The organism is Delftia sp. UME58, from assembly GCF_014170385.1.
Classification (GTDB): Bacteria; Pseudomonadota; Gammaproteobacteria; order Burkholderiales; family Burkholderiaceae_C; genus Comamonas; species Comamonas acidovorans.
This window is the reverse complement of sequence record NZ_LZZV01000006.1, coordinates 23,225-47,244: the sequence shown is the minus strand read 5'-3', so window position 1 is coordinate 47,244 and position 24,020 is coordinate 23,225. Positions and strand designations below refer to the sequence as shown.

General features: G+C 68.3%; 27 protein-coding genes. 18 read left to right on the top strand and 9 right to left on the bottom strand.

Annotation, left to right across the window (positions count from 1 at the left end; genetic code table 11):
• Positions 1–63 precede the first annotated feature (63 nt).
• Positions 64–1,986: a propionate catabolism operon regulatory protein PrpR gene (prpR, locus tag A9976_RS01155; protein WP_183017456.1), complete on the top strand. Its 1,923-nt coding sequence runs from the start codon at positions 64–66 to the stop codon at positions 1,984–1,986.
• Positions 1,987–2,025: 39 nt separating this feature from the next.
• Here the strand turns inward: prpR and bamE are convergent, their stop codons facing one another.
• The gene (bamE, locus tag A9976_RS01150) at positions 2,026–2,523 is read right to left on the bottom strand and encodes an outer membrane protein assembly factor BamE (protein WP_183017455.1); all 498 of its coding nucleotides are present in this window, start codon (positions 2,521–2,523) and stop codon (positions 2,026–2,028) included.
• A gap of 46 nt (positions 2,524–2,569) precedes the next feature.
• Between bamE and A9976_RS01145 the strand changes: the two genes are divergently transcribed.
• The 4 genes from A9976_RS01145 to A9976_RS01130 all read left to right on the top strand — a co-directional run bounded on the left by A9976_RS01145 (position 2,570) and on the right by A9976_RS01130 (position 4,787).
• Entirely contained in the window at positions 2,570–2,773 is a 204-nt protein-coding gene (locus tag A9976_RS01145; RefSeq protein ID WP_183017454.1) for a DUF3460 family protein, read from the top strand.
• Between the two features lie 75 nt (positions 2,774–2,848).
• Positions 2,849–3,715 carry a ScpA family protein gene (locus tag A9976_RS01140; RefSeq protein ID WP_374620449.1) on the top strand — a complete coding sequence of 289 codons (867 nt, stop codon included), beginning with the start codon at positions 2,849–2,851 and terminating at the stop codon, positions 3,713–3,715.
• A gap of 59 nt (positions 3,716–3,774) precedes the next feature.
• Positions 3,775–4,413: a 7-carboxy-7-deazaguanine synthase gene (queE, locus tag A9976_RS01135; protein WP_063327091.1), complete on the top strand. Its 639-nt coding sequence runs from the start codon at positions 3,775–3,777 to the stop codon at positions 4,411–4,413.
• Between the two features lie 8 nt (positions 4,414–4,421).
• Complete coding sequence (locus A9976_RS01130; RefSeq protein WP_016449046.1) at positions 4,422–4,787, top strand: 6-carboxytetrahydropterin synthase; 366 nt, start codon at positions 4,422–4,424, stop codon at positions 4,785–4,787.
• Between the two features lie 133 nt (positions 4,788–4,920).
• Here A9976_RS01130 and A9976_RS01125 read toward each other — a convergent pair whose 3' ends face one another.
• A complete protein-coding gene (locus A9976_RS01125) occupies positions 4,921–5,952 on the bottom strand; it encodes a porin (RefSeq protein ID WP_183017452.1) in 1,032 nt (343 codons plus the stop codon).
• Between A9976_RS01125 and A9976_RS01120 the strand changes: the two genes are divergently transcribed.
• From A9976_RS01120 to A9976_RS01090, 7 genes are all read left to right on the top strand, one after another.
• The gene (locus tag A9976_RS01120; protein WP_183017451.1) at positions 5,951–6,160 is read left to right on the top strand and encodes a hypothetical protein; all 210 of its coding nucleotides are present in this window, start codon (positions 5,951–5,953) and stop codon (positions 6,158–6,160) included. The two genes, A9976_RS01125 and A9976_RS01120, sit on opposite strands and share 2 nt — an antisense overlap.
• 146 nt (positions 6,161–6,306) lie before the next feature.
• The gene (gene panD / locus A9976_RS01115; RefSeq protein WP_016449047.1) at positions 6,307–6,687 is read left to right on the top strand and encodes an aspartate 1-decarboxylase; all 381 of its coding nucleotides are present in this window, start codon (positions 6,307–6,309) and stop codon (positions 6,685–6,687) included.
• Between the two features lie 27 nt (positions 6,688–6,714).
• Positions 6,715–8,037 (top strand): adenosylmethionine--8-amino-7-oxononanoate transaminase, encoded by a 1,323-nt coding sequence (gene bioA, locus A9976_RS01110; protein ID WP_183017450.1) that lies wholly within the window; start codon positions 6,715–6,717, stop codon positions 8,035–8,037.
• Complete coding sequence (gene bioD / locus A9976_RS01105; protein WP_183017449.1) at positions 8,034–8,735, top strand: dethiobiotin synthase; 702 nt, start codon at positions 8,034–8,036, stop codon at positions 8,733–8,735. Before bioA ends, bioD begins: the two co-directional genes overlap by 4 nt.
• The gene (bioF, locus tag A9976_RS01100) at positions 8,732–9,949 is read left to right on the top strand and encodes an 8-amino-7-oxononanoate synthase (RefSeq protein ID WP_183017448.1); all 1,218 of its coding nucleotides are present in this window, start codon (positions 8,732–8,734) and stop codon (positions 9,947–9,949) included. Before bioD ends, bioF begins: the two co-directional genes overlap by 4 nt.
• 31 nt (positions 9,950–9,980) lie before the next feature.
• Positions 9,981–10,340, top strand: a complete 360-nt coding sequence (locus A9976_RS01095) for a 5-carboxymethyl-2-hydroxymuconate Delta-isomerase (protein ID WP_034390779.1) — start codon at positions 9,981–9,983, stop codon at positions 10,338–10,340.
• Between the two features lie 15 nt (positions 10,341–10,355).
• On the top strand, positions 10,356–10,994 hold the full coding sequence (locus tag A9976_RS01090; RefSeq protein WP_183017447.1) for a tRNA-uridine aminocarboxypropyltransferase: 639 nt from the start codon (positions 10,356–10,358) through the stop codon (positions 10,992–10,994).
• 46 nt (positions 10,995–11,040) lie between these two features.
• On the opposite strand, the gene A9976_RS01085 is transcribed toward A9976_RS01090, so the two are convergent.
• The 5 genes from A9976_RS01085 to A9976_RS01065 all read right to left on the bottom strand — a co-directional run bounded on the left by A9976_RS01085 (position 11,041) and on the right by A9976_RS01065 (position 15,425).
• Positions 11,041–12,036, bottom strand: a complete 996-nt coding sequence (locus A9976_RS01085) for a tripartite tricarboxylate transporter substrate binding protein (protein ID WP_183017446.1) — start codon at positions 12,034–12,036, stop codon at positions 11,041–11,043.
• A 139-nt stretch (positions 12,037–12,175) separates the two neighbouring features.
• Positions 12,176–12,811: an aminotransferase class IV gene (locus tag A9976_RS01080; protein WP_183017445.1), complete on the bottom strand. Its 636-nt coding sequence runs from the start codon at positions 12,809–12,811 to the stop codon at positions 12,176–12,178.
• Between the two features lie 13 nt (positions 12,812–12,824).
• Positions 12,825–13,976 carry an aminodeoxychorismate synthase component I gene (gene pabB, locus A9976_RS01075; RefSeq protein ID WP_183017444.1) on the bottom strand — a complete coding sequence of 384 codons (1,152 nt, stop codon included), beginning with the start codon at positions 13,974–13,976 and terminating at the stop codon, positions 12,825–12,827.
• A gap of 189 nt (positions 13,977–14,165) precedes the next feature.
• Positions 14,166–14,477, bottom strand: coding sequence for a DUF4148 domain-containing protein (locus tag A9976_RS01070; protein WP_013803916.1), 312 nt, complete (start codon positions 14,475–14,477; stop codon positions 14,166–14,168).
• 222 nt (positions 14,478–14,699) lie between these two features.
• The gene (locus A9976_RS01065; RefSeq protein WP_183017443.1) at positions 14,700–15,425 is read right to left on the bottom strand and encodes a Crp/Fnr family transcriptional regulator; all 726 of its coding nucleotides are present in this window, start codon (positions 15,423–15,425) and stop codon (positions 14,700–14,702) included.
• Positions 15,426–15,590: 165 nt separating this feature from the next.
• Here A9976_RS01065 and A9976_RS01060 point away from each other — a divergent pair, with 165 nt between their 5' ends.
• The 5 genes from A9976_RS01060 (at position 15,591) to A9976_RS01040 (ending at position 20,505) form a co-directional block, all read left to right on the top strand.
• On the top strand, positions 15,591–16,802 hold the full coding sequence (locus A9976_RS01060; RefSeq protein WP_183017442.1) for an ABC transporter ATP-binding protein: 1,212 nt from the start codon (positions 15,591–15,593) through the stop codon (positions 16,800–16,802).
• 3 nt (positions 16,803–16,805) lie between these two features.
• Positions 16,806–18,368 (top strand): hypothetical protein, encoded by a 1,563-nt coding sequence (locus A9976_RS01055; protein WP_183017441.1) that lies wholly within the window; start codon positions 16,806–16,808, stop codon positions 18,366–18,368.
• An 87-nt stretch (positions 18,369–18,455) separates the two neighbouring features.
• Positions 18,456–19,337 (top strand): 3-methyl-2-oxobutanoate hydroxymethyltransferase, encoded by an 882-nt coding sequence (gene panB / locus A9976_RS01050; protein ID WP_012203749.1) that lies wholly within the window; start codon positions 18,456–18,458, stop codon positions 19,335–19,337.
• A 58-nt stretch (positions 19,338–19,395) separates the two neighbouring features.
• A complete protein-coding gene (gene panC / locus A9976_RS01045) occupies positions 19,396–20,247 on the top strand; it encodes a pantoate--beta-alanine ligase (protein ID WP_183017440.1) in 852 nt (283 codons plus the stop codon).
• Between the two features lie 45 nt (positions 20,248–20,292).
• Positions 20,293–20,505, top strand: a complete 213-nt coding sequence (locus tag A9976_RS01040; protein ID WP_183017439.1) for a DUF3079 domain-containing protein — start codon at positions 20,293–20,295, stop codon at positions 20,503–20,505.
• Between the two features lie 22 nt (positions 20,506–20,527).
• On the opposite strand, the gene A9976_RS01035 is transcribed toward A9976_RS01040, so the two are convergent.
• Positions 20,528–21,457 (bottom strand): LysR family transcriptional regulator, encoded by a 930-nt coding sequence (locus A9976_RS01035; RefSeq protein ID WP_183017438.1) that lies wholly within the window; start codon positions 21,455–21,457, stop codon positions 20,528–20,530.
• Positions 21,458–21,559: 102 nt separating this feature from the next.
• Between A9976_RS01035 and lysA the strand changes: the two genes are divergently transcribed.
• A complete protein-coding gene (gene lysA / locus A9976_RS01030) occupies positions 21,560–22,813 on the top strand; it encodes a diaminopimelate decarboxylase (RefSeq protein WP_183017437.1) in 1,254 nt (417 codons plus the stop codon).
• 93 nt (positions 22,814–22,906) lie between these two features.
• Here lysA and A9976_RS01025 read toward each other — a convergent pair whose 3' ends face one another.
• Positions 22,907–23,917, bottom strand: coding sequence for an NAD(P)H-dependent glycerol-3-phosphate dehydrogenase (locus A9976_RS01025; protein ID WP_183017436.1), 1,011 nt, complete (start codon positions 23,915–23,917; stop codon positions 22,907–22,909).
• Positions 23,918–24,020 lie beyond the last annotated feature (103 nt).

Sequence of the window (24,020 nt, the reverse complement as noted above, 5' to 3'; positions counted from 1 at the left end):
GCTGGCAAAAAAACGTTCCATGCAACACTCATGGGACAAGAAAACGTTTCAAGGAGACATCACATGGCGCATCCCTTCGCCCCGCCACGCCTGCCGCGGCTGTGCTTTCTGAGCTACCGGCAGATCCGTGAATTCGCCATGCCTGTGCTCGCCGCCTACCAGGACCGCGCCGAGATCGAGGTGGTGGATGGCTCCTTCGATGAAGCCCTCGCCATCGCCCGTGACCGGGTCGCGCGCGGCAGCGTCGATGCCTTCGTGAGCGCGGGCTCGAACGCCAGCCTCCTGCGCGCGGGACAGCAGGCGCCCGTGGCGACCATACAGCTGACGGGCTTCGATCTGCTGCAGGCCCTGATCCGGGCGCGCCGCATCGCCGTGCGCGTGGGCGTGGTGATGTACGGCCACACCCTCCCCGAGCTGGACGCCGTCAAGGACCTGCTCAACATCGAGATCAGCCAGCATGCCTACCAGACCCCGGGCGATGCGCGCCAGTGCTTCGAGGCGCTGCGCTCGGCGGGCTACGAGGTCATCGTGGGTTCAAGCCTCGTCGTCGAGCTGGCCGAGGAGGCCGGGTTGCACGGGCTGCTGGCCTATTCGCTGGCCAGCATCCGCCAGGGCCTGGACGACGCACTGGAACTGGCCCGCGTGGCGCGGCTGGAAGCCGGCCGCTACGAGCAGTTGCACAGCGTGCTGCACAACCTGCAGGAGGCCGTGGTGGCCGTGGACCACCAGGACAGGATCACTGCCATCAACCCGCCCATGCAGCAATTGCTGGGCGGCCCGGCCCTGCGCCTGGAAGGCCAGCCGCTGCAGGTGCTGGCGCCCGCGCTGTCGCTGCGAGCAACGTTGGACAGCGGCCAGCAGGAACGGGCCGTGGCCCTGCGCTTCGCGCAGCGCGACTGGGTGGCGCACCGCACGCCCATCCGCGAACACGGCCGGACCGTGGGCGCCGCGCTGACGCTGTACGACGCACGCAGCATCCAGGATGCCGACACCAGCCTGCGCCGGCTGCAGCGCCACCAGCAGCACAGCGCGCGCCATGGCTTCGAGGGACTGGCGGGCAGCAGCGCCGCGCTGCAACAAGCCATTGCCAGCGCGCGCCGCTTCGCCGGCACCGACCTCAGCGTACTGATCACCGGGGAAACCGGCGTCGGCAAGGAAGTCTTTGCCCAGGCCATGCACAACCACGGCAAGCGCGCCAGCCGGCCCTTCGTGGCGGTGAACTGCGCCTCCTTTCCCGAGGCCCTGCTGGAAAGCGAGCTGTTCGGCCACGAGGAAGGCGCATTCACGGGCGCCAGGCGCGGCGGCAAGCCGGGCCTGATCGAGGCGGCGCACACGGGCACCCTGTTCCTGGACGAGATCGGCGACATGCCGCTGCCGTTGCAGACACGGCTGCTGCGCGTGCTGCAGGAGCGCGAAATCATGCGCCTGGGCGCCACGGCGCCGGTTCCCATCGATGTACGCGTGATCGCGGCCACCCACCAGCCGCTGGCCGAGCTGATCACTCGCCAGCGCTTTCGCCAGGATCTTTACTACCGCCTCAACACCCTGCGCCTGCATCTGCCCCCGCTGCGCGAGCGGCGCGAGGACATCTCGCAGCTGGCCCTGCCCCTGGTCTCGGCCTGCCTGCGTCGCCTGGGCAGCCCGCTTGACGCCGGAACCGCGCTGGCCCCTTTGCTGCCCCGCCTCCAGGCTTACGACTGGCCCGGCAATGTACGCGAACTCGAGAACATCGCCGAGCGCATCGCCGTGTTCCTTCTGCAGTTTTCCCGGATACAGGACGTGGACCATGTCCAACTGCGCCACGACTGCCCCGAACTGTTCACGCGGCCCTGTGCCGAGGCATCCGCACAGGCGCCGGACCATGCCCGGCGCGTGCGCGATGCACTGAAGGAGGCGGGGGGTCGCCGCGTGGAAGCCGCGCGGCGGCTAGGGGTGAGCCGCTCCACGCTGTGGCGCTGGCTGGCGGCCCTGGACCAGGGGCAGTAGGTCGTGCTGCAGACGCACCTGCCCCTTGGGCGCGGGCTCTCAGGCTCCGCCGTGCAGTTTCTCGCGGCCGACGCTGCGCAGCACGCGGCCGTCGGGCCCGAAGGTCACGGTGAACTCCATGTCGCGCGTGGGGGGATCGATGTAGTTCCAGTCCCAGTCGGTTTCCTGCTTGAGCTGGTAGGGCGTGATCTTGGCAGGCTTGCCCAGCATGCGGCGCACCTGTTCCTCGTCCATGCCGGGGCGGATTTTCTCGAAGTTGTGCGGCGCCAGCACCTGGCGCAGCGCGCTCATGCGGCCATCGGTGCCGATGGTGATCATGTAGTTGCGGCTGCCGGCGGGCTGGCGGTTGTACTCGAAGGTGCGCGAGCCGTCGGGCTCGGTCCAGATGCGTTCGGGCTCGCCAAAGCGGGCGCGGACGTCGGCCTCGGTGGACAGGCCTTCTTCGAGTTCCTTGATGTTTTGGGGATCGCAGCCGGGCAGCGCAAGCATGCCCATCGCGGCCACGGCGACGCCCAGAAGACGGGAAACTAGGTTCATCGGCGGTGTCCCGGTAAAATCACGCGATTCAAGAGGTTATCAGACTATGTCATTCTTTCGCCGCCCCGACTATCGCTCCGACGCCACGAACTTCATCAACGAGCTGAAGAAGCAAAAGCCCGAGTTGCCCAGCCAGCAGGTGGCCGGCCGCTCGCTGCTGTGGGACAAGGACGTCAACCACGAAGTCTGGGAAGACCTGCGCGCCGGCCGCGTGGACCAGAAGCCCTACGTCTACCAGACGAACTCCTGATTTCGGCTGCGATGACACATCAGCCTGTTTCGCTGTGGCACCGTGCGCATGCAGCTGATGCCTGCGCAGCAAGGCATGGCCGAGGCTGAGTCCGCACTGGCGCCTGCGGGCGCCGGCGCCGCATCCCCCGCTCCTGGCGACGATTCACCGGTCGTGATCGACCAGGTGGCTTTGGCGCGCCTGTACGGCGAGCCGCTGTTCGCCCTGCCGCAGGACCTGTACATCCCGCCCGATGCGCTGGAGGTCTTCCTCGAAGCCTTCGAAGGGCCGCTGGACCTGCTGCTGTATCTGATCCGCAAGCAGAACTTCAACATCCTCGACATTCCCATGCTGGACGTCACGCGCCAGTACATGACCTATGTCGAGGAGGTGCGCAGCCGCAATCTCGAACTGGCGGCCGAGTACCTGCTGATGGCGGCCATGCTCATCGAGATCAAGTCGCGCATGCTGCTGCCGCCCAAGAAGCAGGAAGGCGGCGAAGAGGCCGAGGACCCGCGCGCCGAGCTGGTGCGCCGGCTGCTCGAGTACGAGCAGATCAAGCTGGCCGCCCACCAGCTTGGCCAGGTGCCGCACTACGGGCGTGACTTTCTGCGCGCCCAGATCCACATCGAGCAGAACCTGCAGCCGCGCTTTCCCGATGTGGACGTGGCCGAGCTGCAATCGGCCTGGCGCGACATTCTCAAGCGCGCCAGGCTTGTGCAAAGCCACAAGATCACGCGCGAGGAACTCTCGGTGCGCGAGTACATGAGCCAGGTGCTCAAGGCCCTGCAGGGCCGGCGCTTTGTCGAGTTCGAGACCCTGTTCCAGCCAGAGAAGGGATCGACCGTGCTGGTCGTGACCTTCATCGCCCTGCTGGAGCTGGCCAAGGAAACGCTGATCGAGATCACCCAGGCCGAAGCCTTTGCGCCCATCTACGTGCGCCTGGCCTATACGCCCGTCTAGCGGCCACGGACACAGGCACGCGCACACCGACAGGCCGGCTCCACCGGCCTCCATGCACCATGACTTACAGCGTCAAAGAAATCTTCTACACCCTGCAGGGCGAGGGCGGCCAGGCCGGCACGCCGGCCATCTTCTGCCGCTTTGCAGGCTGCAACCTCTGGACCGGCCGCGAGCAGGACCGCGCCAGCGCCATCTGCCAGTTCTGCGACACCGACTTCGTGGGCACCGACGGCACGCTGGGTGGCAAGTTCGCCACGGCCGACGCACTGGCCGAACGCATCCTGTCCCAATGGCCGGCCGCCGACAGCCAGCACCGCATGGTGGTGCTGACCGGGGGAGAGCCCCTGCTGCAGGTGGACGAGCCCCTGATCGCCGCCCTGCATGCGCGCGGCTTTCGCATTTCCGTGGAAAGCAACGGCACGGTGGCCGCGCCCGAGGGCATCGACTGGCTGTGCATCAGCCCCAAGGCGGGCGCCGAATGGGTGCAGCGCAGCGGCCAGGAGCTCAAGCTGGTCTGGCCGCAGCCCGGCTTCGATCTGCAGGCCATCGAGGCCGGCACCCGTTTCGACCGCTATTTCCTGCAGCCCATGGACAACGTCCTTCAGGCCGACAACACGGCCGCCTGCATAGCGCAATGCCTGCAGCGCCCGGCCTGGCGCCTGAGCCTGCAGACCCACAAGCTCACCGGCATCCGCTGATCCACGCCATGCAGTTCACCGTACACCAGCGCTTTTTCTTCGATGCCGCCCACACGCTGGAGCGCGCCATCGAGACCGAGAGCAGCCGCCGCATCCACGGCCACACCTACTATGCAGAAGTCAGCGTCACCGGCCCGCGCAATCCGGACAACGGCATGGTGATCGACCTGGGCTACCTGCGCTCGCGCCTGAAGACCCTGGGCGACGCGCTGGACCACCGCTTCCTCGACGAAATCCCCGGCCTGGGCAAGCCCACGCTGGAAAACCTGTGCCTGTTCATTGCCGATTCCCTGGCCGACCTGCAGCCCGCCCCCAGCCGCATCCGCGTATGGCGCGACAGCATCGGCGATGGCTGCGTGCTGGATCTGGGCTGAGGCCAGGAAAAAAAGCCCCGCATCTGCGGGGCGGGCTTGCAAGGCCTGGAAGCTTCCCCACCCGGAGGCTGGACCTGGCAAGCTCAATATCAGCGAGGATGGACGGCAGGTGCCACACATCCTGCGCAGCCACTCAGAAGTTGTGGCGCAGGCCGATCTCGTAGCCCGTCAGGTTATTGCCCACGGCAGGCGTGGGGCTCAAGGCCGAGCCCAGCTTGCGCGAGGCCTTGTCGTCATTGCCCATATGGGCCAGAGCCACATAGATTTCCGTGCGCTTGGACAGCTTGTAGCCATAGCCCAGTGCCAGGCGCTGGGAGTCCGCATCGCCCTGCTTCTTGTCCTTGTACATGGTGTAGGCGGCGCGCAGTTCACCCGGGCCCAGGGCCATCTTGACGCCCATGCTGTACAGGTCCACGCGCTTGTTGTTGCCGCGATCCGAAGCAATCAACAGCATGGGCGTGAACGCGCCCAGCTGGTAGGAAGCGCCCAGGTTCATGGTCTTGTAGTCCATGCCGGCCGCGCCCGTGCCGCCACGCACGATGCCGTAGGCCGCTGCCACATTCAAGGGGCCAGCGGCATAGCCCAGTCGCACGCCAGTGCTGCTCGACAGGCTGCTGTCACCGGCCTGCTCGCCAAAGCTGTGGGTCAGCTGGCCGTACACGCCGCCGAGCTTGGGCAGCAGGTAGCTGATGCTGTTGGAGAAGCGCTTGGGGTTGGAGCCTTCGGGCGTGCCTGCAGCCGAGCCGCTGATCAGGCTGTGACCATTGATGGCGCCCATGCCCGTGTCGCCGAACGCATGGAAGGTTTCCAGGTTCTGGTAGGCCGGGGTCTTGTCCCGGCCCAGGCGCAGCTCACCAAAGTTGCCCACGAGGCTGACGGTGGAGCGGCGGTCGAACTTGAAGCCGCCGGCCGTGCCGTCGTCCATGCTCAGGCTGCCTTCGAGCCAGAAGCCGGCCTTCAGGCCGCCACCCAGATCCTCTTCACCCCGAAAACCCAGGCGGCTGCTGGAATTGCCGCCGTTGGCCAGGCCGGAGACATTTTTCCCGGACGTCGAAATATGGGCGACCGAGACGTCTGCCACGCCGAAAATGGTCACGCTGGAACTTTGGGCCATGGCGCCTGCGCAGACGGTCAGGGAGGCAAGGGCGAGGAGGTGTCGTTTCATGCTGTTCACTGTGTTTATGAAAGAGAAAGCCCCTGCAGCGATGGTGGCCTGGACTGATGCCACACCTCTGCCGGGGACGGAACTCATTAAACAAAATGAAAATGAAACATCAGTTACAACCCTTTCTTTTGCACCAACACAACGATTTCATCGAGGTTTATTTATGCGCATTGACAGATTCGGGGTCCAAACGCGTTTCGAAACCTGAACGCCCGGCCGGGCGAGAACTCCAGCTTCGCCCATCAACTCCACGTCCATCATGGGTTTGGCGGTTCGCAGATAGACTTGATGGCTTTTTTTGCCAGTTCCCGCCACCGTCAAGATCGCGCCCAAGCGCCCCTCGAGAGACAAAACATGTTCCGCACCCTGCTCAAATCCAAGATCCACCGCGTCAAGACCACGCAATGCGAGCTGCACTATGAAGGCTCCTGCGCGATCGACGAGGACCTGCTGGACGCCGCCAACATCGTCGAGAACGAGCAGGTCCACATCTGGAACATCGACAACGGCGAGCGTTTCGTCACCTATGCCATCAAGGGCCAGCGCGGCAGCGGCATGATTTCGGTCAACGGCTCGGCCGCGCGCCGCGCTGCCGTGGGTGATCTGCTGATCATTGCCTCCTTCGCCCAGGTGCATGAAACCGATGTGGCGGAGCACCGGCCGCAGCTGGTCTTCGTGGACGATGCCAACCGCCAGGTGGAACTGCGCCACCACGTACCCACGCAGCAGCTGTGAGCTGCGCTGCGGTGTGACAATCGCGCGATGACTCAATCGCTTGCCGCCCGCAGCCTTGCGGCTGTGTGGCACCCCTGCACCCAGATGAAGCGGCACGAGGCCGCGCCCCCCATCGCCATCGCGCGTGCCCAGGGGCCCTGGCTTCATGACACCGAGGGACGCCGTTACCTGGATGGCGTCAGCTCCTGGTGGGTCAACCTCTTCGGCCACAGCCATCCGCACATCCAGGCCGCGCTCACCGACCAGCTCGCCCGGCTTGACCATGTGATGCTGGCCGGCTTCACGCATGCGCCCGTGGTCGAGCTGTCGGAACGGCTGGCCACGCTCACCGGCCTGGGCCATGCCTTCTACGGCAGCGACGGCGCCTCGGCCACCGAGATCGCCCTCAAGATGAGCGCCCATTACTGGCGCAACCTGGGCCGCCCCGCCAAGAGCCGCTTTGCGGGCCTGGCCGGCGGATACCACGGCGAGACCGTGGGCGCGCTGGCCGTGACCGACATCCCCCTCTTTCGCGAAGCCTATGCGCCCCTGGTGCGCCTGGCCGACACCGTGCCCAGCCCCGATGCACGCGGGGCGCAAGGCGGCGAAAGCCCGGCCGATGTGGCACGGCGCGCTGCCGAGGGCCTGCGCCAATGGCTGGAGCAGCACCACGAGACCACGGCCGCCCTCATCGTCGAGCCGCTGGTGCAGTGCGCGGCCGGCATGGCCATGCACGATCCCGAATACCTGCGCCTGGCGCGCGCCCTGTGCGACCGCTACGAGGTGCACCTGGTGGTGGACGAGATCGCCGTGGGCTTCGGCCGCACGGGCAGCATGTTCGCCCACCAGCAGGCCGGCATACGGCCGGATTTCATCTGCCTGTCCAAGGGCCTGACGGGCGGCACGCTGGCCCTGTCGGCCGTGCTGACCACCGAGACCGTCTACGCCGCCTTCTACGACGATTCCGTGGCGCGCGGCTTTCTGCACTCGCACTCGTACACCGGCAACCCGCTGGCCTGCCGTGCGGCCCTGGCCACGCTGGAGCTGTTCGAGCAGACCGATGCCATCAACGCCAACCTCGCGCTTGCGCAAAGGCTTGACGGTGCCTTCACCCCTTTGAACCAGCACGCCCGCGTGCGCCACGCACGGCGCCAGGGAATGATCTGGGCCTGGGACGTGCAGACCTCGCTGCCCGACTTCTCGCGCCGCTACAGCGCGGCGGCGCTGGAGCGCGGGCTGCTGCTGCGCCCGATCAGCAACTCCCTCTACGCCATGCCTCCCTATTTGCTGGACGAAGAAGCCGTGCAGCACCTGGCCGCCAGCGCGCTGGCCGCCCTTGAAGACACCCTGGCCCAGGAGAACCATTCGTGAACGCCCACCGCACCATTGGCTGCTTTGTCACCGGCACCGACACGGGCGTGGGCAAGACCCTGGCCTCCTGCGGGCTGCTGCATGCGCTGGCGCGCCACCATGCCCGCGTGGTGGGCATGAAGGCCGTGGCCGCAGGCGCCGAGCCCGACGGCCAGGGCGGCTGGGCCAATGAGGACACGCTTGCGCTGCGCGCCGCCTCCACCGTGGCCGTGCCGCCCGAACTGGACAACCCCGTGCTGCTGCCCGATCCCATGTCGCCGCACATTGCCGCGCAGCGGGCGGGCCGCTCCATAGAGATCGCGCACATCGTGGACAGCTACCGGCGCCTGGCCGAACAGGCCGATGCTGTTGTGGTGGAAGGCGCTGGCGGCTTTCTCGTGCCGTTGTCCGACCAGCTCTCGGGCGCCGACCTGGCCTGCGCGCTGGACCTGCCCGTGGTCATGGTCGTGGGCCTGCGGCTGGGCTGCCTGAACCACGCCGCCCTCACGGCCGAGGCCATCCGCGCGCGCGGACTGCGCCTGGCCGGCTGGATTGCCAGCCGCGTGGACCCCGCCATGCTGGTGCCCGAGGAAAACATGGCCTGGCTGCGCCAGCACCTGGACCGGCAACTGCAGGCGCCGCTGCTGGCCGACATCCCCTTCCAGCAGCACCCCGACCCGCGCGCCACCACCTACACCCTGCCGGAGCAATGGCAATGAGCGGCTCCTGGCTGGACGACATTCCCGCGCGCATCGCCGAGCTCGACGCCGCCCACCTGCGCCGCCGCCGCCGCGCCACGGCGCCGCTGCAGGGCGCCGCCAGCGGCGCCCACATGGAGGTGGACGGCCACCCCATGCTGGCCTTTTGCAGCAACGACTACCTGGGCCTGGCCGGCCACCCCACCCTGGTGCGCGCCGCCTGCGCGGGCGCCCAGGCCTTTGGCGTGGGCTCGGGCGGCTCGCCCCTGGTCAGCGGCCACAGCACGGCCAACGCCGCGCTGGAGGAACAGCTGGCGCACTTCGTGCAACTGCCGCGCGCGCTCTACTTCTATGCGGGCTACGCCACCAATGCCGGCATCGTGCCGGCCCTGGTGGGCGCGGGCGACGCGCTGTTCTCCGATGCGCTCAACCACGCCTGCCTGATCGACGGCGCCCGCCTGTCGCGCGCCCAGGTCCACCGCTATGCCCATGCCGACCTGGGCGACCTGGCCGCGCAACTGGCCGCCAGCACGGCCCGCCGCAAGCTGGTCATCAGCGATGCCGTGTTCAGCATGGACGGCAACGTGGCCGACATCCGCGGCCTGCTGGCGCTGTGCGAGCAGTACGACGCGCTGCTGCTGCTCGACGACGCGCATGGCTTCGGCGTGCTCGGCCCACAAGGCCGGGGCAGCCTGGCCGAGGCGGGCCTCACGGGCGCAAACGCCTCGCCGCGCGTGCTCTACATGGCCACCCTGGGCAAGGCCGCTGGCGTGGCCGGTGCCTTTGTCGCGGGCAGCGACATGCTCATCGAATGGCTGCTGCAAAAGACGCGCAGCTACATCTTCGCCACGGCCGCGCCGCCCATGCTGGCCAGCGCGCTGCAGGCCAGCGTGGCCCTGATCGAGGCCGAGGACGAGCGCCGCGAGGCCCTGGCCGAACGCATTGCCGAGCTGCGCGCCGGCCTGGCGCCGCTGCTGGCGCGCACGGGCTGGCAGCTGCTGCCTTCGCGCACTGCCGTGCAGGCCCTGGTCATAGGCTCCAACGCCACGGCCCTGGCCGTGATGGAGGGCCTGCGCGAGCGCGGCCTGTGGGTGCCCGCCATCCGCCCGCCCACCGTGCCCGAAGGCACGGCGCGGCTGCGCATTGCGCTGTCGGCCTCCCATACGCGCATCGACGTGCAGCTGCTGCTGACGGCGCTGGACGAGGCCTCGCGCTTGGCCCCACCCCTGCCCTGAACCCCTCTTCACCACCGGAACGGAGACATCCATGCCCCATCTCTACGTCGAATACACCGACAACCTCGCCGGCCTGCCCGGCCAGCAACTGCTGACCGAACTCAATGCCTTCGTCTGCAGCCACCCCAGCATCCTGGACGAGGCCGACGTCAAGGCCCGCCTGCTGCCGGTCAGCCAGTTCGAGATCGGCTCGGCACCGGCCAACCGCGGCTTCGTCCACGTGCAGCTGCGCCTGCTGGCGGGCCGCACCGACACGGCCAAGAAGGAACTGTCCGAAGGCATTGCCGCCGTGCTGCGCCGCCTCACGCCCCAGCCGGCCGGCATGATGGTCCAGCTCAGCGTGGAAATCGCCGACATGGACAAGCCCAGCTACTACAAGGGTCGCCTGTAAGGCAGGCGCCGGGCCTTGTCCGCCGTGAGCACCCGCGCACGCTGCGCGCGATGCCTGCGCCCTGAGCGCACCTGCCTGTGCCCCCTGGTGCAGCCGGTGCCGCATGCGGTGCAGCTGCTGGTGCTCCAGCATCCCGAGGAAGAACTGCAGGCCAAGGGCACGGGCCGGCTGCTGCACCTGTGCCTGCCCGCCAGCCGCCTGGCGGTGGGCGAGGCCTTCGAGCCCTCGCCGTTGCAGGCACTGCTGCACGCGCCCTGGCAGCCCGGCGATGCAATGCGCCAGCCCGTGCTGCTCTATCCCGAAACACCCCATGGGGACCAACTGGGCCTGGCCACGTCGGCGCCCTGGCCCCACCCGGCCCCGCCCCCCGAAGGCCTGCGCCTGGTGGTGCTGGACGCCACCTGGCGCAAGAGCCGCAAGATGCTCTACCTCAACCCCGGCCTGCAGGTTCTGCCGCGCCTGGAGTTGCGCGGCGAACTGCCTGCCTCGCGCTATAGCCGCCTGCGCAAGGCGCATGCGCCGGGCCAGCTGTCCACGCTGGAGGCCACGGCCTGTGCCATGGAGCGGCTGGCGCCTGCCGGCCCCTCGCTGCAGCCGCTGCGCGATGCGTTCGAGGGATTGCTGGCCCTGCATGCACTGCACAGGCCCGAATGAGAAAACGCCCCGGCGACGAGGCGTTTTTTCCGTTCCCGGCCCTGCTTCAGTTGTCTGCCGAAATATTCGCGAACTTGACCAGTTCGGCGTACTTGCCCATGTCGGTGCGGATGATCTGGGCCAGGTTTTCGTCGCCCGTGGCGGCAATGATGCCCGCCCCTTCCAGGCGCGCGCGCATCGCCGGATCGGCCAGGCCCGCCTTCAAGGCCTTCTGCAGGCTGGCCACCACATCGGCAGGCAGGTCCTTGGGTCCCGCCAGCCCGAACCAGCCGCTCAGCGCGTAGCCCTTGAGCGCCGCGTTCTCGCCCAGGGCAGGAACATCCTTCATCACCGCGATGCGGTGGGCCGTGGTCACGCCCAGGGCCTTGATCTTGCCGCTCTGGATGAACGGAGCCGCCACCGAAGGAGAGACGACGGCGAAATCAAGGTTGCCGCCCGCCAGGTCGCTGGTCATCGCGGCCGATCCCTTGTAGGGCACATGGACGATGTCCACCCCGGCAATCTTCTTGATCAGCTCGCCCGAGAAATGCGGCGTGGACCCGATGCCCGGGCTGCCATAGCTGTACTTGCCGGGATGGGCCTTGGCCAGGGCGATGAACTCGTCGATGGTCCTGGCCGGCATCTTGGTGCCGGCCACCCACAGGTTGGGCAGCACGCCGGTCAGCGCGATGCCGGTCAGGTCCGTGGCCGGGTCGTACTTCTGCGCGGCGTTGACGAACTTCGTGCCCGCCAATTCGTTGCTGGAGCCTGCGAGCAGGGTATAGCCGTCGGCCTTGGCACCGACCACGCGCTGCGCGGCCACCACGCCGGCGGCACCGGGCACGTTCTCCACCACCACGGTGGCATTGAGGTGCTTGGCCAGGATGTCGGCCACCACGCGCCCCACCAGATCGACCGAGCCGCCAGCGGCATAGCCGACCACCACGCGGATGGGCTTGTTGGGATAGGGCGACTGGGCGTACGACAGGTTGGCGATCAGGCCGGTAGCCACAACGGCCGCAGCGCTGACCAGCGCGCGGCGGAAAAAACGGAATTCACGCATGGAACGATCTCAAGGGGAGGCCGGCATAAGCCAACAATCAAAACAATATTGCTCAACAATATTTACGAATTGTCAGACATTACCGCGCGCAATCCATCCCTGAAAACCATGAGTCCCAGGCACGGCCCCAGCGTGCGGTTCAGCGCAGCACCGCGTCCAGCCAGCCACGCAGGCTGTTGACAAAGGCCCAGCCCTGCACGCGCGGCAGATCGTCCAGCCGCACCGGGTGCTCCGCCACGCGGCCCTCGTCCAGCGCCACAGCGCGGCCCACGCCGGGCAGCAGTCCGCTGGACAGCGGCGGCGTGACCCAGTGCCCGTCCAGCAGCATGGCCAGATTGCCGCGCGTGCCTTCGGTGATCTCGCCGTCTTCGTTGTAGAGCACGGTATCGAACACCGAGGCCTCGGTGGGCTGCAGGCTGTCGTAGTGCGCGCGGCGCGAGGTCTTGAAGCGCACCCAGTCGCCATGCGCCACCGCATTGGGCAGCGGCCGGCCGGCCAGCGCCAGCCGCACGGGCGTGGCCGAAGGCGGCAGCGGCACGGCCTGGGTCTGGATCTGCCCGGCGGCATCCAGCGCTAGGCGCACGCGCCAGTCGCCTCCGGGGTGCGCCATGCGCAGCGGCTGCAGCGCCTGCTCCAGCACGGCATCCGTGCAGGGCCGGCCGAAATGCCGCGCCGCATCCTGCATGCGCGCCAAGTGGCGCGGCAGGTTCACAAGGCAGCCGTCCCGCAGGGCCAGGGTTTCCAGAATGTCGAAATCGAAGTCCGTATCTGCCATGGCAAGCGCCCTTTCACACCTTGTCCAGAAAAGCCCGTTTGTGCCGCCACTCCTGCCATTCGGCCGAGGCCTCGGCACCCGAGGTGATGCCGCTGCCAATGCCGCAGTGCAGCGTATCTCCCTGCGCGACCACCGTGCGTATGGGCACGTTGAAGGTGGCATGCACACGCCCCGGCGTGCTGCCGGGCCGCACCACGCCCACGGCGCCGCAGTACACGCCGCGCGGGCCGGGCTCCAGCGCGTGGATGAGCCGCATGGCCTGCCGCTTGGGCGCGCCCGTGATGGAGCCGCAGGGAAACAGTGCCGCAAACACGTCCGCCAGGCCCGTGCCGGGCCGCGTGCGCGCCTGCACGTCGGATGTCATCTGCCACACGGTGGGCAGGGGCTCTGCATGGAACAGGCGCGGCACCTGGACGCTGAAAGGCTCGGCAATGCGCGAGACATCGTTGCGCAGCAGGTCCACGATCATCACGTTCTCGGCCCGCTCCTTGGGCGAGGACCGCATGGCCTGGACATTCGCCTCGTCCTGTGCAGGCGTGGCGCCACGGGGCGCCGTGCCCTTCATGGGGCGCGTGAGGATGCGCTCGCCATCCCAGTCGAAGAAAAGCTCGGGCGAGACGGACAGCACCTGTTCATCGCCGCTGTCCATGCAGGCCACATAGCCGCCTGGCTGGGCACGGCGCAGCGCGGCGAACAGCGATGGAATGTTGCCCAGCAGACGCCCCTTGAACTGGGCCGTGTAGTTGATCTGGTAGCAGTCCCCGGCCGCAATCGCCTCATGGATGCGCGCAATGGCGGCATCGAAATCGGCACGCTCCAGCCCGGGCTGCCACTGCACCAGGGGGACGGGCACGGCCGGCGCCTCGTCCAAATGCTCGGGCCAGGGTTGCGGGCCTTCAAAGACGCCGAACCAGGCCAGCGGCTCGCCGGCCGACGTGGGATGCAAGGCATCGGCATAGGCCGCGTCAAACGCCGCCGCCGCCTCGTAGCGCACCCAGCCCAGGCACCACAGGCCGGCCTGGGCGGCCTGCTGCACGGCGTCGAGCACGCCACGCACCTGATCGGGCGCATGGGCGGCCAGGCTGCGCAGCGGCACACCGAAGGCATGGCGCAGCCGGGCAGCCGAGCCGTCATGGGGGTTGGGAAAATCGATCAGAAAATTCACAAAACGGCCGTCAAAGCATGCTGTACTTTCGCCAGCAGCTCCGCTATTGATAGCATCCACCGGCACGGGGCCGCCCAGTGTAGAACGTACATAACAAAAAAGCGCCCCGAAGGGCGCCAAACCAAGCGTCCCGAAAGGACGCTTTCCACCAACAGGCCCGGCACCATGCCGGACCCATATCCATTCACATCACTTCTGCGTGACGGTGTGCTGGCCTTCCAGGCGGGCCACGGCCTCACGGTAGGCGGGGCCGCTGCGCAGTTGCTGGTAGCGGGCCAGGCCGCGCTGGTATTCGGCCGAGTTGTAGCTGATGTCGCGGTCAGCCGAAGGCGAGGGCAGGTAGGTCATGCCCGCCTGGTGCCACATTTCGAGGTCGGCCAGCACTTCGGCGCGGCTCAGGCCTGCGGTGGCGGAGGACGAGGGGGAAACGGCTTCTTGGGCCATTGCAGTGCCGGCGAGGCCCAGGGTCAGGGCGGCCAGTGCAGCGGAGAGGGTACGCATGTCAGATCCTTTCAAAAGGCCGCTCGGCATTCATTTCCTCACGGCATGGACGTACTATGCGGCGCTGCAGCATTCTTCGTCTGTGCGTTTTCTCACGTGTTTTCGCATCCGGCCCGGGCGGCCCGCTGCCTTTTCACCCGTGCTCCCCTCGACAGAAGGCGAATTCACGCGTTCCTGAAACAGTGTTTTTCGCGGCTTGAAACAGCCGCGGCAGGCAAAGGCTCAGCGTGCTTCCTCAAGCAGCACGCGCAGGCCTTCGACATGGCAGATGCGCAGGTTGCGGCCTTCGCGCCGCAGCAGGCCCAGGCGCACCAGGCGCGACATCTCGCGCGCCACTTCCTCGCGGCTGGAGCCCAGCATCAGGGCCAGGTCGCTCTGCCGGGGTGCGGGAGCGAGCAGGGCCTGGCCCTGGTCGATGCCCGCGCGCTCGGCACGTTCCAGCAGCTGGGCATGCAGACGGCTGCGCACCGACAGCGTTCCCAGATCCACCATGCGGCGCGCCAGCGCCACGGCCAGGTCGCTGAGCCGGCCGATGAAGGCGCGCAGGACCTGGGGCTCATTCATGAGCAGGGCTTCCACATCCTCATGGGCCAGCGAGGCAATCAGGCTGGGGACGCCTGCCTCGACCACCAGGGGCATGGCCGTGCAGCCCACCTGCTGCTGCGGCAGGCCGCCGAAGAACACGCCCTGGGCAATCTCGCCCAGCGTGAGCCCACGCCCGTTGGGGGCATAGCTGCTGACGCGCAAGCCGCCCTGCACGAGCATGTAGAGACGCTGATCGGTGTATGCGCCCTCCAGCGTCTGGTGCAGCGCCAGATGCTGCCAGCGGCACTGCGCCGCCAGCTCGGCCAGGCGCTCGTCGGGCAGGCTTTGCAGCACATGGACCTGGCGCAGGCCCTGCCAGGCCACGGCGGGAAGGAGCGGAGATGTCTGTAAGGAACCGGACATGGGGCAACACCGTTGAAGCGCATCCGCAGGGCCTGTGCGGGCCCTGTCGTCCGTCGCGGGAAGTACAGCATAGCGGGATCGCATAGACTCGTCGCACGCCGGGAATCGCACCGTCCGGCCCCTCGGATGGCCGCACCGCGCAGCACATAAAAAAGGGAGGGGTCCATGGAATCGAGCATTGAATCGGTACGACCACCTGCGCCGCCACAGTCCGCCGTGGTGGCCTGGGCGCAATCCGTGGAACAGGCGGTCGCCAGCCAGCAATGGCATGGCGCGTGGCGCGCACTCATCGACGCAGCCCTGCCAGCCGAAACCGCTGTCCAGCAGCGCCTGCTGGACGCGCTGGACGCCTGGGATGGCCTCGCGGCCGATGGCGGCGCAGAACCCCGTCGTGCGCTGGTGCAGCAGGCCTTCGATGCCCTGCATGCCGCCCATGCCCCGGGCCAGGCGCTGCAGGCCGAGCCATCCCAGCCCCGTGCCCACCATGTGCACGGGCGCCAGCTGGTCAAGCGCTACCGGCGCGGCGGCTTTGCGCTGGGGCCGGTGGATGTGACCGTGGAGCCCGGCACCATCCTGGGACTGGTGGGCGAGAACGGCAACGGCAAGACCACCTTGCTGCGCCTGCTGGCCGCCGATCTGGCGCCCGACGCAGGGCAACTGGACTGGGGCGTTCCTGCCGCCGATGCCTACCTGCTGCGCACCCAGCTCGCCTATATCCCCCAGCGTCCCGCCGTCTGGGGCGGGCGCCTGATGGACCATCTGCAATTCGCCGCGCGCAGCCATGGCGCCGTGGGCCAACGCAACATCTGCCTGGTACAGCTGGTCATCGCGCAGCTGGGGCTGCGCGCATTCCGAAGTCACCAGTGGAAGCAGCTGTCCTCGGGCTACAAGATGCGCTTCGAGCTGGCGCGCGCCCTGCTGTGCCGGCCGCGTGTACTGCTGCTGGACGAGCCCCTGGCCAATCTGGACATCAACGCCCAGCAGACCCTGCTGACCGATCTGCAGTCGCTGGCGCGCTCGCCCTGGCAACCCATGGCCCTGGTGCTGAGCTCACAGCAGCTGTACGAGGTGGAAAAGGTGGCCGACCAGGTGCTGTTCCTGGAGCAAGGCCAGCCGCGCAGCGTTCAGCAGAGCTTTGCCGCCATGGAAGGCTGCGCCATCGAGTTCGAGACCGGCTGGGCCATGGCGCAACTGAAACCCTGGCTGGACCGGCTGCCATCCCATACGCACCAGCTCAGCGGCCAGACCCACATCGTGAGCTTTCACGTGCCGTTCACGGCAGCGCAGTTCCTGGCGCAGGCCGTGCAGGCACAGATGCCCGTGCGCTATTTCCGCGACATCACCGCATCCACCCGCCGCCTGTTCGTGAGGGACTGAGCCATGCCACGTTTTTCCGATATGACGAACCGCTGGGACCAATGGGTGCTGATGCGCTGCCCCCTGCTGTGGCAGCTGCGCCTGCACTGGTATCTGCCGCTGGCGCTGCTGTGGTGCGTGCTGGTGCTGGGCATCTGGATGCAATGGATGGCCGAGCCGGCGCGCTGGATGGGCGCCCTGCCCGGCGTTGCGTCCACGGCCCGGCAAACACCCGAGCAATTGGCACTGGACATCGGCTCCGTCGTGGCCTGGATCGTGGCGATCGGCCTGGCGCTGTGGTGGTTGCTGCGCGTGCGCATCCACAACCGCTGGCGCGAACACGCCCCCGTGGGCCGCTGGGGCCTGTGGCGGGAGTACCTGTGGGGAGCCTTGTTCCTTTCGCTATTGTTCGCGCCTGCGATCGCCTTTTCGCCCATCTATGAAATCCGGATGCAGCGCCAATGGTCGGACACGGATGTCAGTGCACAGATCCAGACTGTGAAGCAAGTCGCAGCCCTGGAGGCGCTTGTCGCGCCACGCCAGGCGGCCATGCTCGTGGAATGGATACGTGTGCTGCGCGAGGAAGAGGTCGATCCGGCGAAGTACCCGAGCATCCAGGCCCTGGTCTGGTTGATGCGCGGAGATCAGGCCGCGATTGCCGCGACGCTGGAGCGCTACGGCCAGCCATTGCAGGCCAGAGGCTATGTGCGCCAGTCTGCCAGCTCCGCCCGGGACGAGGCGGAGCACCTGCTGGCCAGCTACCGCAGCGCGCTGCAATCCCCCCTGGCCGAGGAATGGCGCGCCTACCTGGCCGCCAGCCCACCATCAGAGACTGGCGAGAAGGTATCCAGAGCGCAGAACTCCAACTGCAAACCAACCCTGTGGCGCAGCAGGCCTTTGGATCTGGAGCCGGATCCGCGCAAATGCTTCGGTACCTATCTGGCTCAGAGCAACCGTGAGTGGCTCATGCTGCTGGAGATGTTCGACAGCCGGTGGAGCCCGCTGCAGCATGTGCAATGGAAGCACGCGCGCTACGGCTTGGCCCTGCCGGCCTACCAGGAAAGCCATCTGCGGCGCGCTGACAGGTCCCGCGACGACGAATGGCCAAGGATGTCCCAGTTGCTGGCGACCGCCAGCGCTGGCTTTTTCCTCGCCTTGGCCCTGGTGCTGGTGCGCCTGATGCCTGCCATGCAGCTGGTGGCCTGGGGCGCATGCCTGGTCCTGACCTTGCTTGGCAGCGTTCTGGCCGGGATGCTGGGAATCACCAACCTCTATGTGCTGGGGCTGTTTCCAGCCGCGCTGATATCGGTCGCCTGGCTGCGCATCCGTGTGCTCAAGCGCCCCTGGGCAGGCGCGGTGCTGCTGGCCCTGGGCATGTCGCTGGCCCTGATATGGCTCGCCGCCGCCTGGTCCAAGTGGTCCGCACTGCTGTTGCCCCAACCCGCCGGCAGCGCAGACCCTTGGACGGATACCCAGCACTGGCTGGACCTGCTGATGGGCGCGCCTGCCGTGGCAGCCAGCACGGCCATGCTCGTGGCCCTGCTGTCTCCGCTGTGGCGCCGATGGCGTGGCCTGCCCGAAAGGTGACGGAACAGCAAAGGACAGCTCAGGGACAGGTGCCCCCCGCGCGCATCGCATAGACTCGCGGCAATTCCATCCCCCTCCGAGCGCCCCATGACCCAAGCACCCGTCACCGCCGGCACGCCCTACGGCACCATCCCTCCCGCCTCGCCGCTGCCCCAGCGCCGCCCCGTGAGCCTTCCGCGCCTGGCGCAGATGCGCGAGGCTGGCGAGAAGATCACCATGGTCACCGCCTATGACGCCACCTTCGCGGCCGTGGCCGATGCGGCCGGCGTGGAGTGCATCCTGGTCGGTGATTCGCTGGGCATGGTCTGCCAGGGCCTGCACAGCACCGTGGGCGTGTCGCTGCAGGACATGTGCTACCACACCGCCAGCGTGGCGCGCGGCCTGCACCGCGTGCAGGGCACGGCCTGGCTGATCGCCGACATGCCCTATGGCAGCTACGCCGAAAGCCGCGAGCAGGCCATGCGCAGCGCCTGCGAGCTGATGCAGGCCGGCGCCCACATGGTCAAGCTCGAAGGCGGCGGCTGGACCGCGCCCACCGTGCAGTTCCTGGTCGAGCGCGGCGTGCCCGTCTGCGCCCACCTGGGCCTGACGCCGCAGACCGTGCATGCGCTGGGCGGCTACCGCGTCCAGGGCAAGAGCGACGAGGGCGCAGCCACGCTGCGCCGCCATGCACTGGAGCTGCAGGATGCAGGCGCCTCCATGCTGGTGCTGGAGATGGTGCCGGCACAACTGTCGCGCGAACTCACCGCCGAGCTGCCGCACTGCCACACCATCGGCATCGGCGCGGGCAGCGGCACGGCCGGCCAGGTCCTGGTGCTGCACGACATGCTGGGCGTGAACCTGGGCAAGATGGCCCGCTTCGTGCACAACTTCATGGCCGATGCGGGCAGCGTCAAGGGCGCCTTCGAGGCCTATGTGCATGCCGTCAAGAACGGCAGCTTCCCCGACGACAGCAAGCACGCCTGGTAGTCCGGCAGGCTGCACGATCCGTTTTTCCGCTTCCCGCTTCCCGTTCCCCCGTTTTCCCATGCAAATCGTCCACTCCATCGCCGACCTGCGTGCCATCCTGGCCAGCAAGGGCCGCCCGGCCTTCGTGCCCACCATGGGCAACCTGCACGACGGCCATCTTTCCCTGGTGCGTGCCGCGCGCCAGCACGGCGACATCGTCGTGGCCAGCATCTTCGTGAACCGCCTGCAGTTCCTGCCGCACGAGGATTTCGACAGCTATCCGCGCACCTGGGCCCAGGACTGCGCCAGGCTGGAGGGCGAAGGCTGCGACCTGCTGTTCGCCCCGCGCGAAGCCGATCTCTACCCCGAGCCGCAGACCTTCAGGATCCAGCCCGACGCGCAGCTGGCCGACATCCTCGAAGGCCATTTCCGCCCCGGCTTCTTCACGGGCGTGTGCACCGTGGTGATGAAGCTGTTCTCGGCCGTGTTCTTCGCCAGCGGCGGCGGCACGGCCGTGTTCGGCAAGAAGGACTACCAGCAGTTGCTGGTGATCCGCCGCATGGTCGAGCAGTTCGCCCTGCCCGTGAACATCGTGGCCGGCGACACGGCGCGCGCCGATGACGGCCTGGCGCTGAGCTCACGCAACGGCTACCTGAGCCCCGATGAACGCCAGCAGGCCATGGCGCTGTCGCAGGCACTCAAGCAACTGGCCGACGCCACGCGCGCAGGCCAGGCTCCGCTGGCCGAACTGGAGGCCTGGGCCATGCAGTCCCTGGCCGCCCAGGGCTGGGAGCCCGACTACCTGACCGTGCGCCTGCGCCGCGACCTGCAGCCGCCGGCCGAGGGCGCCCAACTGGCCGGTGCGCCGCTGGTGGCCCTGGGCGCCGCGCGCCTGGGCAAGACGCGCCTGATCGACAACCTGGAGTTCTGATCCATCGCAAAACCCTGGCGGCCATGGCGGTCCAAGCTGGATGCCATGGCCAGGAAATTCCCCATCCACCCCGCCCATCCCGAGCGCACCTGCTGGGGTTGCGACCGCTACTGCGCCCGCGACGAGCTGGCCTGCGGCAATGGATCGGACCGCACCCAGCACCCGGTGGAGATCTTTGGCGACGACTGGATGGAGTGGGGCCCGCCGCCCGAGCCCGCTGCAGACAAGGCACCTGGCCCGGACAGCGCGGCGCGCTGAGCCCGCACCCCGCCCTCTGCCTTCAGGCGACCGCCGCCACCTCGCGTGCCAGCGCATCGACCAGCCACTGCACCTCGGCCACTGCCGGCCGGTGCAGCGGCAGCAGCGCATGGACCTGGAAGGGAATGGAAAACGCCAGCGGCCGCACCACCAGCTGCGGCCCGGCGCAGGCACGCGCCGTCAGCGGATTGACGATGGCCACGCCCAGGCCATGCTGGACCATGGCGCAGACGGCCACGGCGCTGTGGGTCTCCAGGTACAGCTGGCGCTGCACGCCGGCCTGCTCGAACACGGCATCGATCTGCTGGCGATAGGGGTCGTCGCGCGCCAGGCTGATGAAGCCCTCCCCCGCAAAGTCGCCCGCCTCCAGCAACGGGCGCGCCGCCAGCACATGCCCTGCCGGCAGCACGGCCACCTCGTCCATGGCGGGCAGCGCGAGAACACGCGTGCCGGGCGGCGCCTCGGCCAGTTCGGCCAGGCCCAGGTCGTAGCGCTGGGCGGCCATCCATTCCTGCAGCAGCGGCGCCTCCTGCGTGGCCACGCTGACGGCCACGGGGCCATGCTCCGCGTGCAGGCGCGCCAGCGCTGCGGGCAGCAGCGCATGGCTGAGCGCAGGTAGGCACAGCACGTTGATGCGCGCTTGGTGCGGCCGCCCCAGGGCCAGCGCGTGCTCCACCACCCGGTCCAGGCCCTGCCAGCTGCGCTGCACCTCGGTCCACAGCGACAGGGCGCGCGCCGTGGGCCTCAGCCGGCCCTGGGCACGCTCGAACAGGGCGTAGCCCAGCAGGCTTTCCAGGCGTGCCAGTTCGCGGCTGACGGTGGGCTGGGAGCTGAACAGCATCTGCGCCGCCGCCGTGGCGCTGCCGCTGAGCATGAGCGCGCGAAACACCTCCAGGTGGCGGTGGGAGATGCGGGGCTCGGCAGACGTGTGCGGCAGCTCGGGGTCTTGCATGGCAAGAGCATATCCAAATCAAATAGACACCATAAGAACAAGCATTGGACTGAATGACCGCCATCCACCATGATGCGTGGCAGTTCCCCTGAAAGAGACACCATGTCCAATCCCTTCCCGCCCGCCCAGCTCTGGGCCCTGGCCGACCGGCACGGCACGCCGCTGTGGGTCTATGACGCCGCCACCATTCGCGCGCGCATTGCCCAGCTCAAGGCCTTCGACACCATCCGCTTTGCACAGAAGGCCTGCTCCAACATCCACATCCTGCGGCTGATGCGCGAGCAGGGCGTGAAGGTGGATGCGGTATCGCGCGGCGAAATCCTGCGCGCCCTGGCCGCCGGCTACGCGGCTGGCCATGGCGACGACCTGCACAGCGACATCGTGTTCACCGCCGACGTGATGGACGAGGCCACGCTGGCCTGCGTGGCCGAGCACAAGGTGCCCGTGAACGCGGGCTCCATCGACATGCTGCACCAGCTGGCCCAGGCCTCGCCCGGCCATCCCGTGTGGCTGCGCATCAACCCCGGCTTCGGCCACGGCCACAGCAACAAGACCAACACGGGCGGCGAGCACAGCAAGCACGGCATCTGGCACAGCGACCTGCTGGCGGCGCTGCAGGCCATCCGCGACGGCGGCCTGAAGCTGGCCGGCCTGCACATGCACATCGGCTCGGGCGTGGACTACGGCCACCTGCAGCAGGTCTGCGGCGCCATGGTCGAGCTGGTGCGCGCCACCCGCCAGGCAGGCCATGACCTGCAGGCCATCTCGGCCGGCGGCGGCCTGTCCATTCCCTACCGCGAGGGTGACGCCACCATCGACACGGCCCACTACCACGGCCTGTGGGATGCGGCGCGCAAGGACGCCGAGGCCATCGTGGGCCACGCGCTGGGCCTGGAGATCGAGCCCGGCCGCTTCCTGGTGGCCGAGTCGGGCGTGCTGCTGGGCCAGGTGCGTGCCACCAAGAATGCGGGCAGCAACCATTTCGTGCTGGTCGATACGGGCTTCAACGAGCTGATGCGCCCCTCCATGTACGGCAGCTGGCACGGCATGGAAGTGCTGCGCCGCGACGGCCAGGCCATGCCCCTGCGCGACGCCGTGGTCGCCGGCCCGCTGTGCGAATCGGGCGACGTTTTCACCCAGGGCGACGGCGGCGTGGTGCTGCCGCGCGCGCTGGCCGGCGCCTCGGTGGGCGACCTGCTGGTCATCCATGACACGGGCGCCTATGGCAGCTCCATGTCCAGCAACTACAACACGCGCCCGCTGGCCGCCGAGGTGCTGGTCGATGGCGACAGCACCCGCCTGATCCGCCGCCGCCAGACGGTGGAGGAACTGCTGGACTTGGAGCTGGGCCTGTAACTGGGCCTGTAGCGCGCCAGGCGCCAGGATTTCTGACGCAAAAAAAGCCCCGGAGCCTTCCAGCCCCGGGGCTTTTTCATGGACACCGAAGAATCACTCGCCGCGCGGATCGCGCGCCATCAGGTGCTGCACGGCCTCGGCCGCCTGCAGCCGGCCGTCCAGCAGCTCGACCACGGTTTCGGTGATCGGCATCTCCACATTCAGCAGCCGCGCGCGCGCCAGCACGGTGCGCGCGCTGTACACGCCCTCGGCCACATGGCCCAGCGAGGCCACGGCCTGCTCCAGCGTGCGGCCCTGGGCCAGCAGCAATCCCACCTTGCGGTTGCGCGACAGATCGCCCGTGGCCGTCAGCACCAGGTCGCCCAGGCCAGACAGGCCCATGAAGGTCTCGGTGCGCGCGCCCAGAGCCAGGCCCAGGCGCGTCATCTCGGCCAGGCCGCGCGTGATCAGTGCGGCGCGGGCGTTCAGGCCCAGCTGCAGGCCGTCGCACAGGCCGGTGGCAATGGCCAGCACGTTCTTCACGGCGCCGCCCACTTCCACGCCCACGATGTCGGCATTGGCATAGACGCGCATGGCGCCGCCGTGGAAGGCGGCCACCAGGGCGTCATTGACCTGGGCATGGCGGCTGGCCGCCACCAGGGCCGTGGGCTGGTGGCGTGCCACCTCGGCCGCGAAGCTGGGGCCGCTGAGCACGCCGCACAGCAGATCGGGCGCCACCTCGGCGCAGACCTCGTGCGCCATCAGTCCATGGGCGGCGGCCGAAGCGCCTGCGGGCACGGCCTCGAAGCCCTTGCACAGCCAGGCCACGGGTGCGGGCACATGCTGCAGCCGGCCCAGCCATTCGCGCAGGGCAGCCATGGGCGTGCCGATCACGATCAGGTCGGCGGCCGCCAGATGGCCGTCGATCTCGCCATGCACCGCCTGCAGCGCAGCAGGCAGCGCCACGCCCGGCAGGTAGCGTGCGTTCTCGCCGCTGTCCCGCATGGCCTGCGCCTGGGCTGCGTCACGCGCCCAAAGGGTCACGACATGCCCGTCACCGCGCGAGGCCGCGCTCATCGCCAGCGCCGTGCCCCAGGCGCCTGCGCCAATCACCACAATGTTCATATCTGCTCGACGTTGAAGAAGCGACGTTGATGAAAAAAAGAGGCCCTCGGGCCTCTTTTCTTGTACCACAGCGATGCGACGCGCCTGGGCGCAAATCACATCG

What these genes read in the sequence shown, in the direction of transcription:
- A9976_RS01140 (WP_374620449.1), top strand. Translation starts at nt 2,849, where the DNA reads ATGGCCGAGGCTGAGTCCGCACTGGCGCCTGCGGGCGCCGGCGCCGCA.
- A9976_RS01125 (WP_183017452.1), bottom strand. Translation starts at nt 5,952, where the DNA reads ATGAAACGACACCTCCTCGCCCTTGCCTCCCTGACCGTCTGCGCAGGC.
- prpR (WP_183017456.1), top strand. Translation starts at nt 64, where the DNA reads ATGGCGCATCCCTTCGCCCCGCCACGCCTGCCGCGGCTGTGCTTTCTG.
- panC (WP_183017440.1), top strand. Translation starts at nt 19,396, where the DNA reads ATGCAAATCGTCCACTCCATCGCCGACCTGCGTGCCATCCTGGCCAGC.
- A9976_RS01070 (WP_013803916.1), bottom strand. Translation starts at nt 14,477, where the DNA reads ATGCGTACCCTCTCCGCTGCACTGGCCGCCCTGACCCTGGGCCTCGCC.
- A9976_RS01080 (WP_183017445.1), bottom strand. Translation starts at nt 12,811, where the DNA reads ATGGCAGATACGGACTTCGATTTCGACATTCTGGAAACCCTGGCCCTG.
- A9976_RS01145 (WP_183017454.1), top strand. Translation starts at nt 2,570, where the DNA reads ATGTCATTCTTTCGCCGCCCCGACTATCGCTCCGACGCCACGAACTTC.
- queE (WP_063327091.1), top strand. Translation starts at nt 3,775, where the DNA reads ATGACTTACAGCGTCAAAGAAATCTTCTACACCCTGCAGGGCGAGGGC.
- bioF (WP_183017448.1), top strand. Translation starts at nt 8,732, where the DNA reads ATGAGCGGCTCCTGGCTGGACGACATTCCCGCGCGCATCGCCGAGCTC.
- bioA (WP_183017450.1), top strand. Translation starts at nt 6,715, where the DNA reads ATGACTCAATCGCTTGCCGCCCGCAGCCTTGCGGCTGTGTGGCACCCC.
- A9976_RS01095 (WP_034390779.1), top strand. Translation starts at nt 9,981, where the DNA reads ATGCCCCATCTCTACGTCGAATACACCGACAACCTCGCCGGCCTGCCC.
- A9976_RS01085 (WP_183017446.1), bottom strand. Translation starts at nt 12,036, where the DNA reads ATGCGTGAATTCCGTTTTTTCCGCCGCGCGCTGGTCAGCGCTGCGGCC.
- A9976_RS01060 (WP_183017442.1), top strand. Translation starts at nt 15,591, where the DNA reads ATGGAATCGAGCATTGAATCGGTACGACCACCTGCGCCGCCACAGTCC.
- lysA (WP_183017437.1), top strand. Translation starts at nt 21,560, where the DNA reads ATGTCCAATCCCTTCCCGCCCGCCCAGCTCTGGGCCCTGGCCGACCGG.
- bamE (WP_183017455.1), bottom strand. Translation starts at nt 2,523, where the DNA reads ATGAACCTAGTTTCCCGTCTTCTGGGCGTCGCCGTGGCCGCGATGGGC.
- panB (WP_012203749.1), top strand. Translation starts at nt 18,456, where the DNA reads ATGACCCAAGCACCCGTCACCGCCGGCACGCCCTACGGCACCATCCCT.
- A9976_RS01055 (WP_183017441.1), top strand. Translation starts at nt 16,806, where the DNA reads ATGCCACGTTTTTCCGATATGACGAACCGCTGGGACCAATGGGTGCTG.
- A9976_RS01130 (WP_016449046.1), top strand. Translation starts at nt 4,422, where the DNA reads ATGCAGTTCACCGTACACCAGCGCTTTTTCTTCGATGCCGCCCACACG.
- A9976_RS01035 (WP_183017438.1), bottom strand. Translation starts at nt 21,457, where the DNA reads ATGCAAGACCCCGAGCTGCCGCACACGTCTGCCGAGCCCCGCATCTCC.
- A9976_RS01040 (WP_183017439.1), top strand. Translation starts at nt 20,293, where the DNA reads ATGGCCAGGAAATTCCCCATCCACCCCGCCCATCCCGAGCGCACCTGC.
- A9976_RS01120 (WP_183017451.1), top strand. Translation starts at nt 5,951, where the DNA reads ATGCTGTTCACTGTGTTTATGAAAGAGAAAGCCCCTGCAGCGATGGTG.
- A9976_RS01065 (WP_183017443.1), bottom strand. Translation starts at nt 15,425, where the DNA reads ATGTCCGGTTCCTTACAGACATCTCCGCTCCTTCCCGCCGTGGCCTGG.
- A9976_RS01025 (WP_183017436.1), bottom strand. Translation starts at nt 23,917, where the DNA reads ATGAACATTGTGGTGATTGGCGCAGGCGCCTGGGGCACGGCGCTGGCG.
- panD (WP_016449047.1), top strand. Translation starts at nt 6,307, where the DNA reads ATGTTCCGCACCCTGCTCAAATCCAAGATCCACCGCGTCAAGACCACG.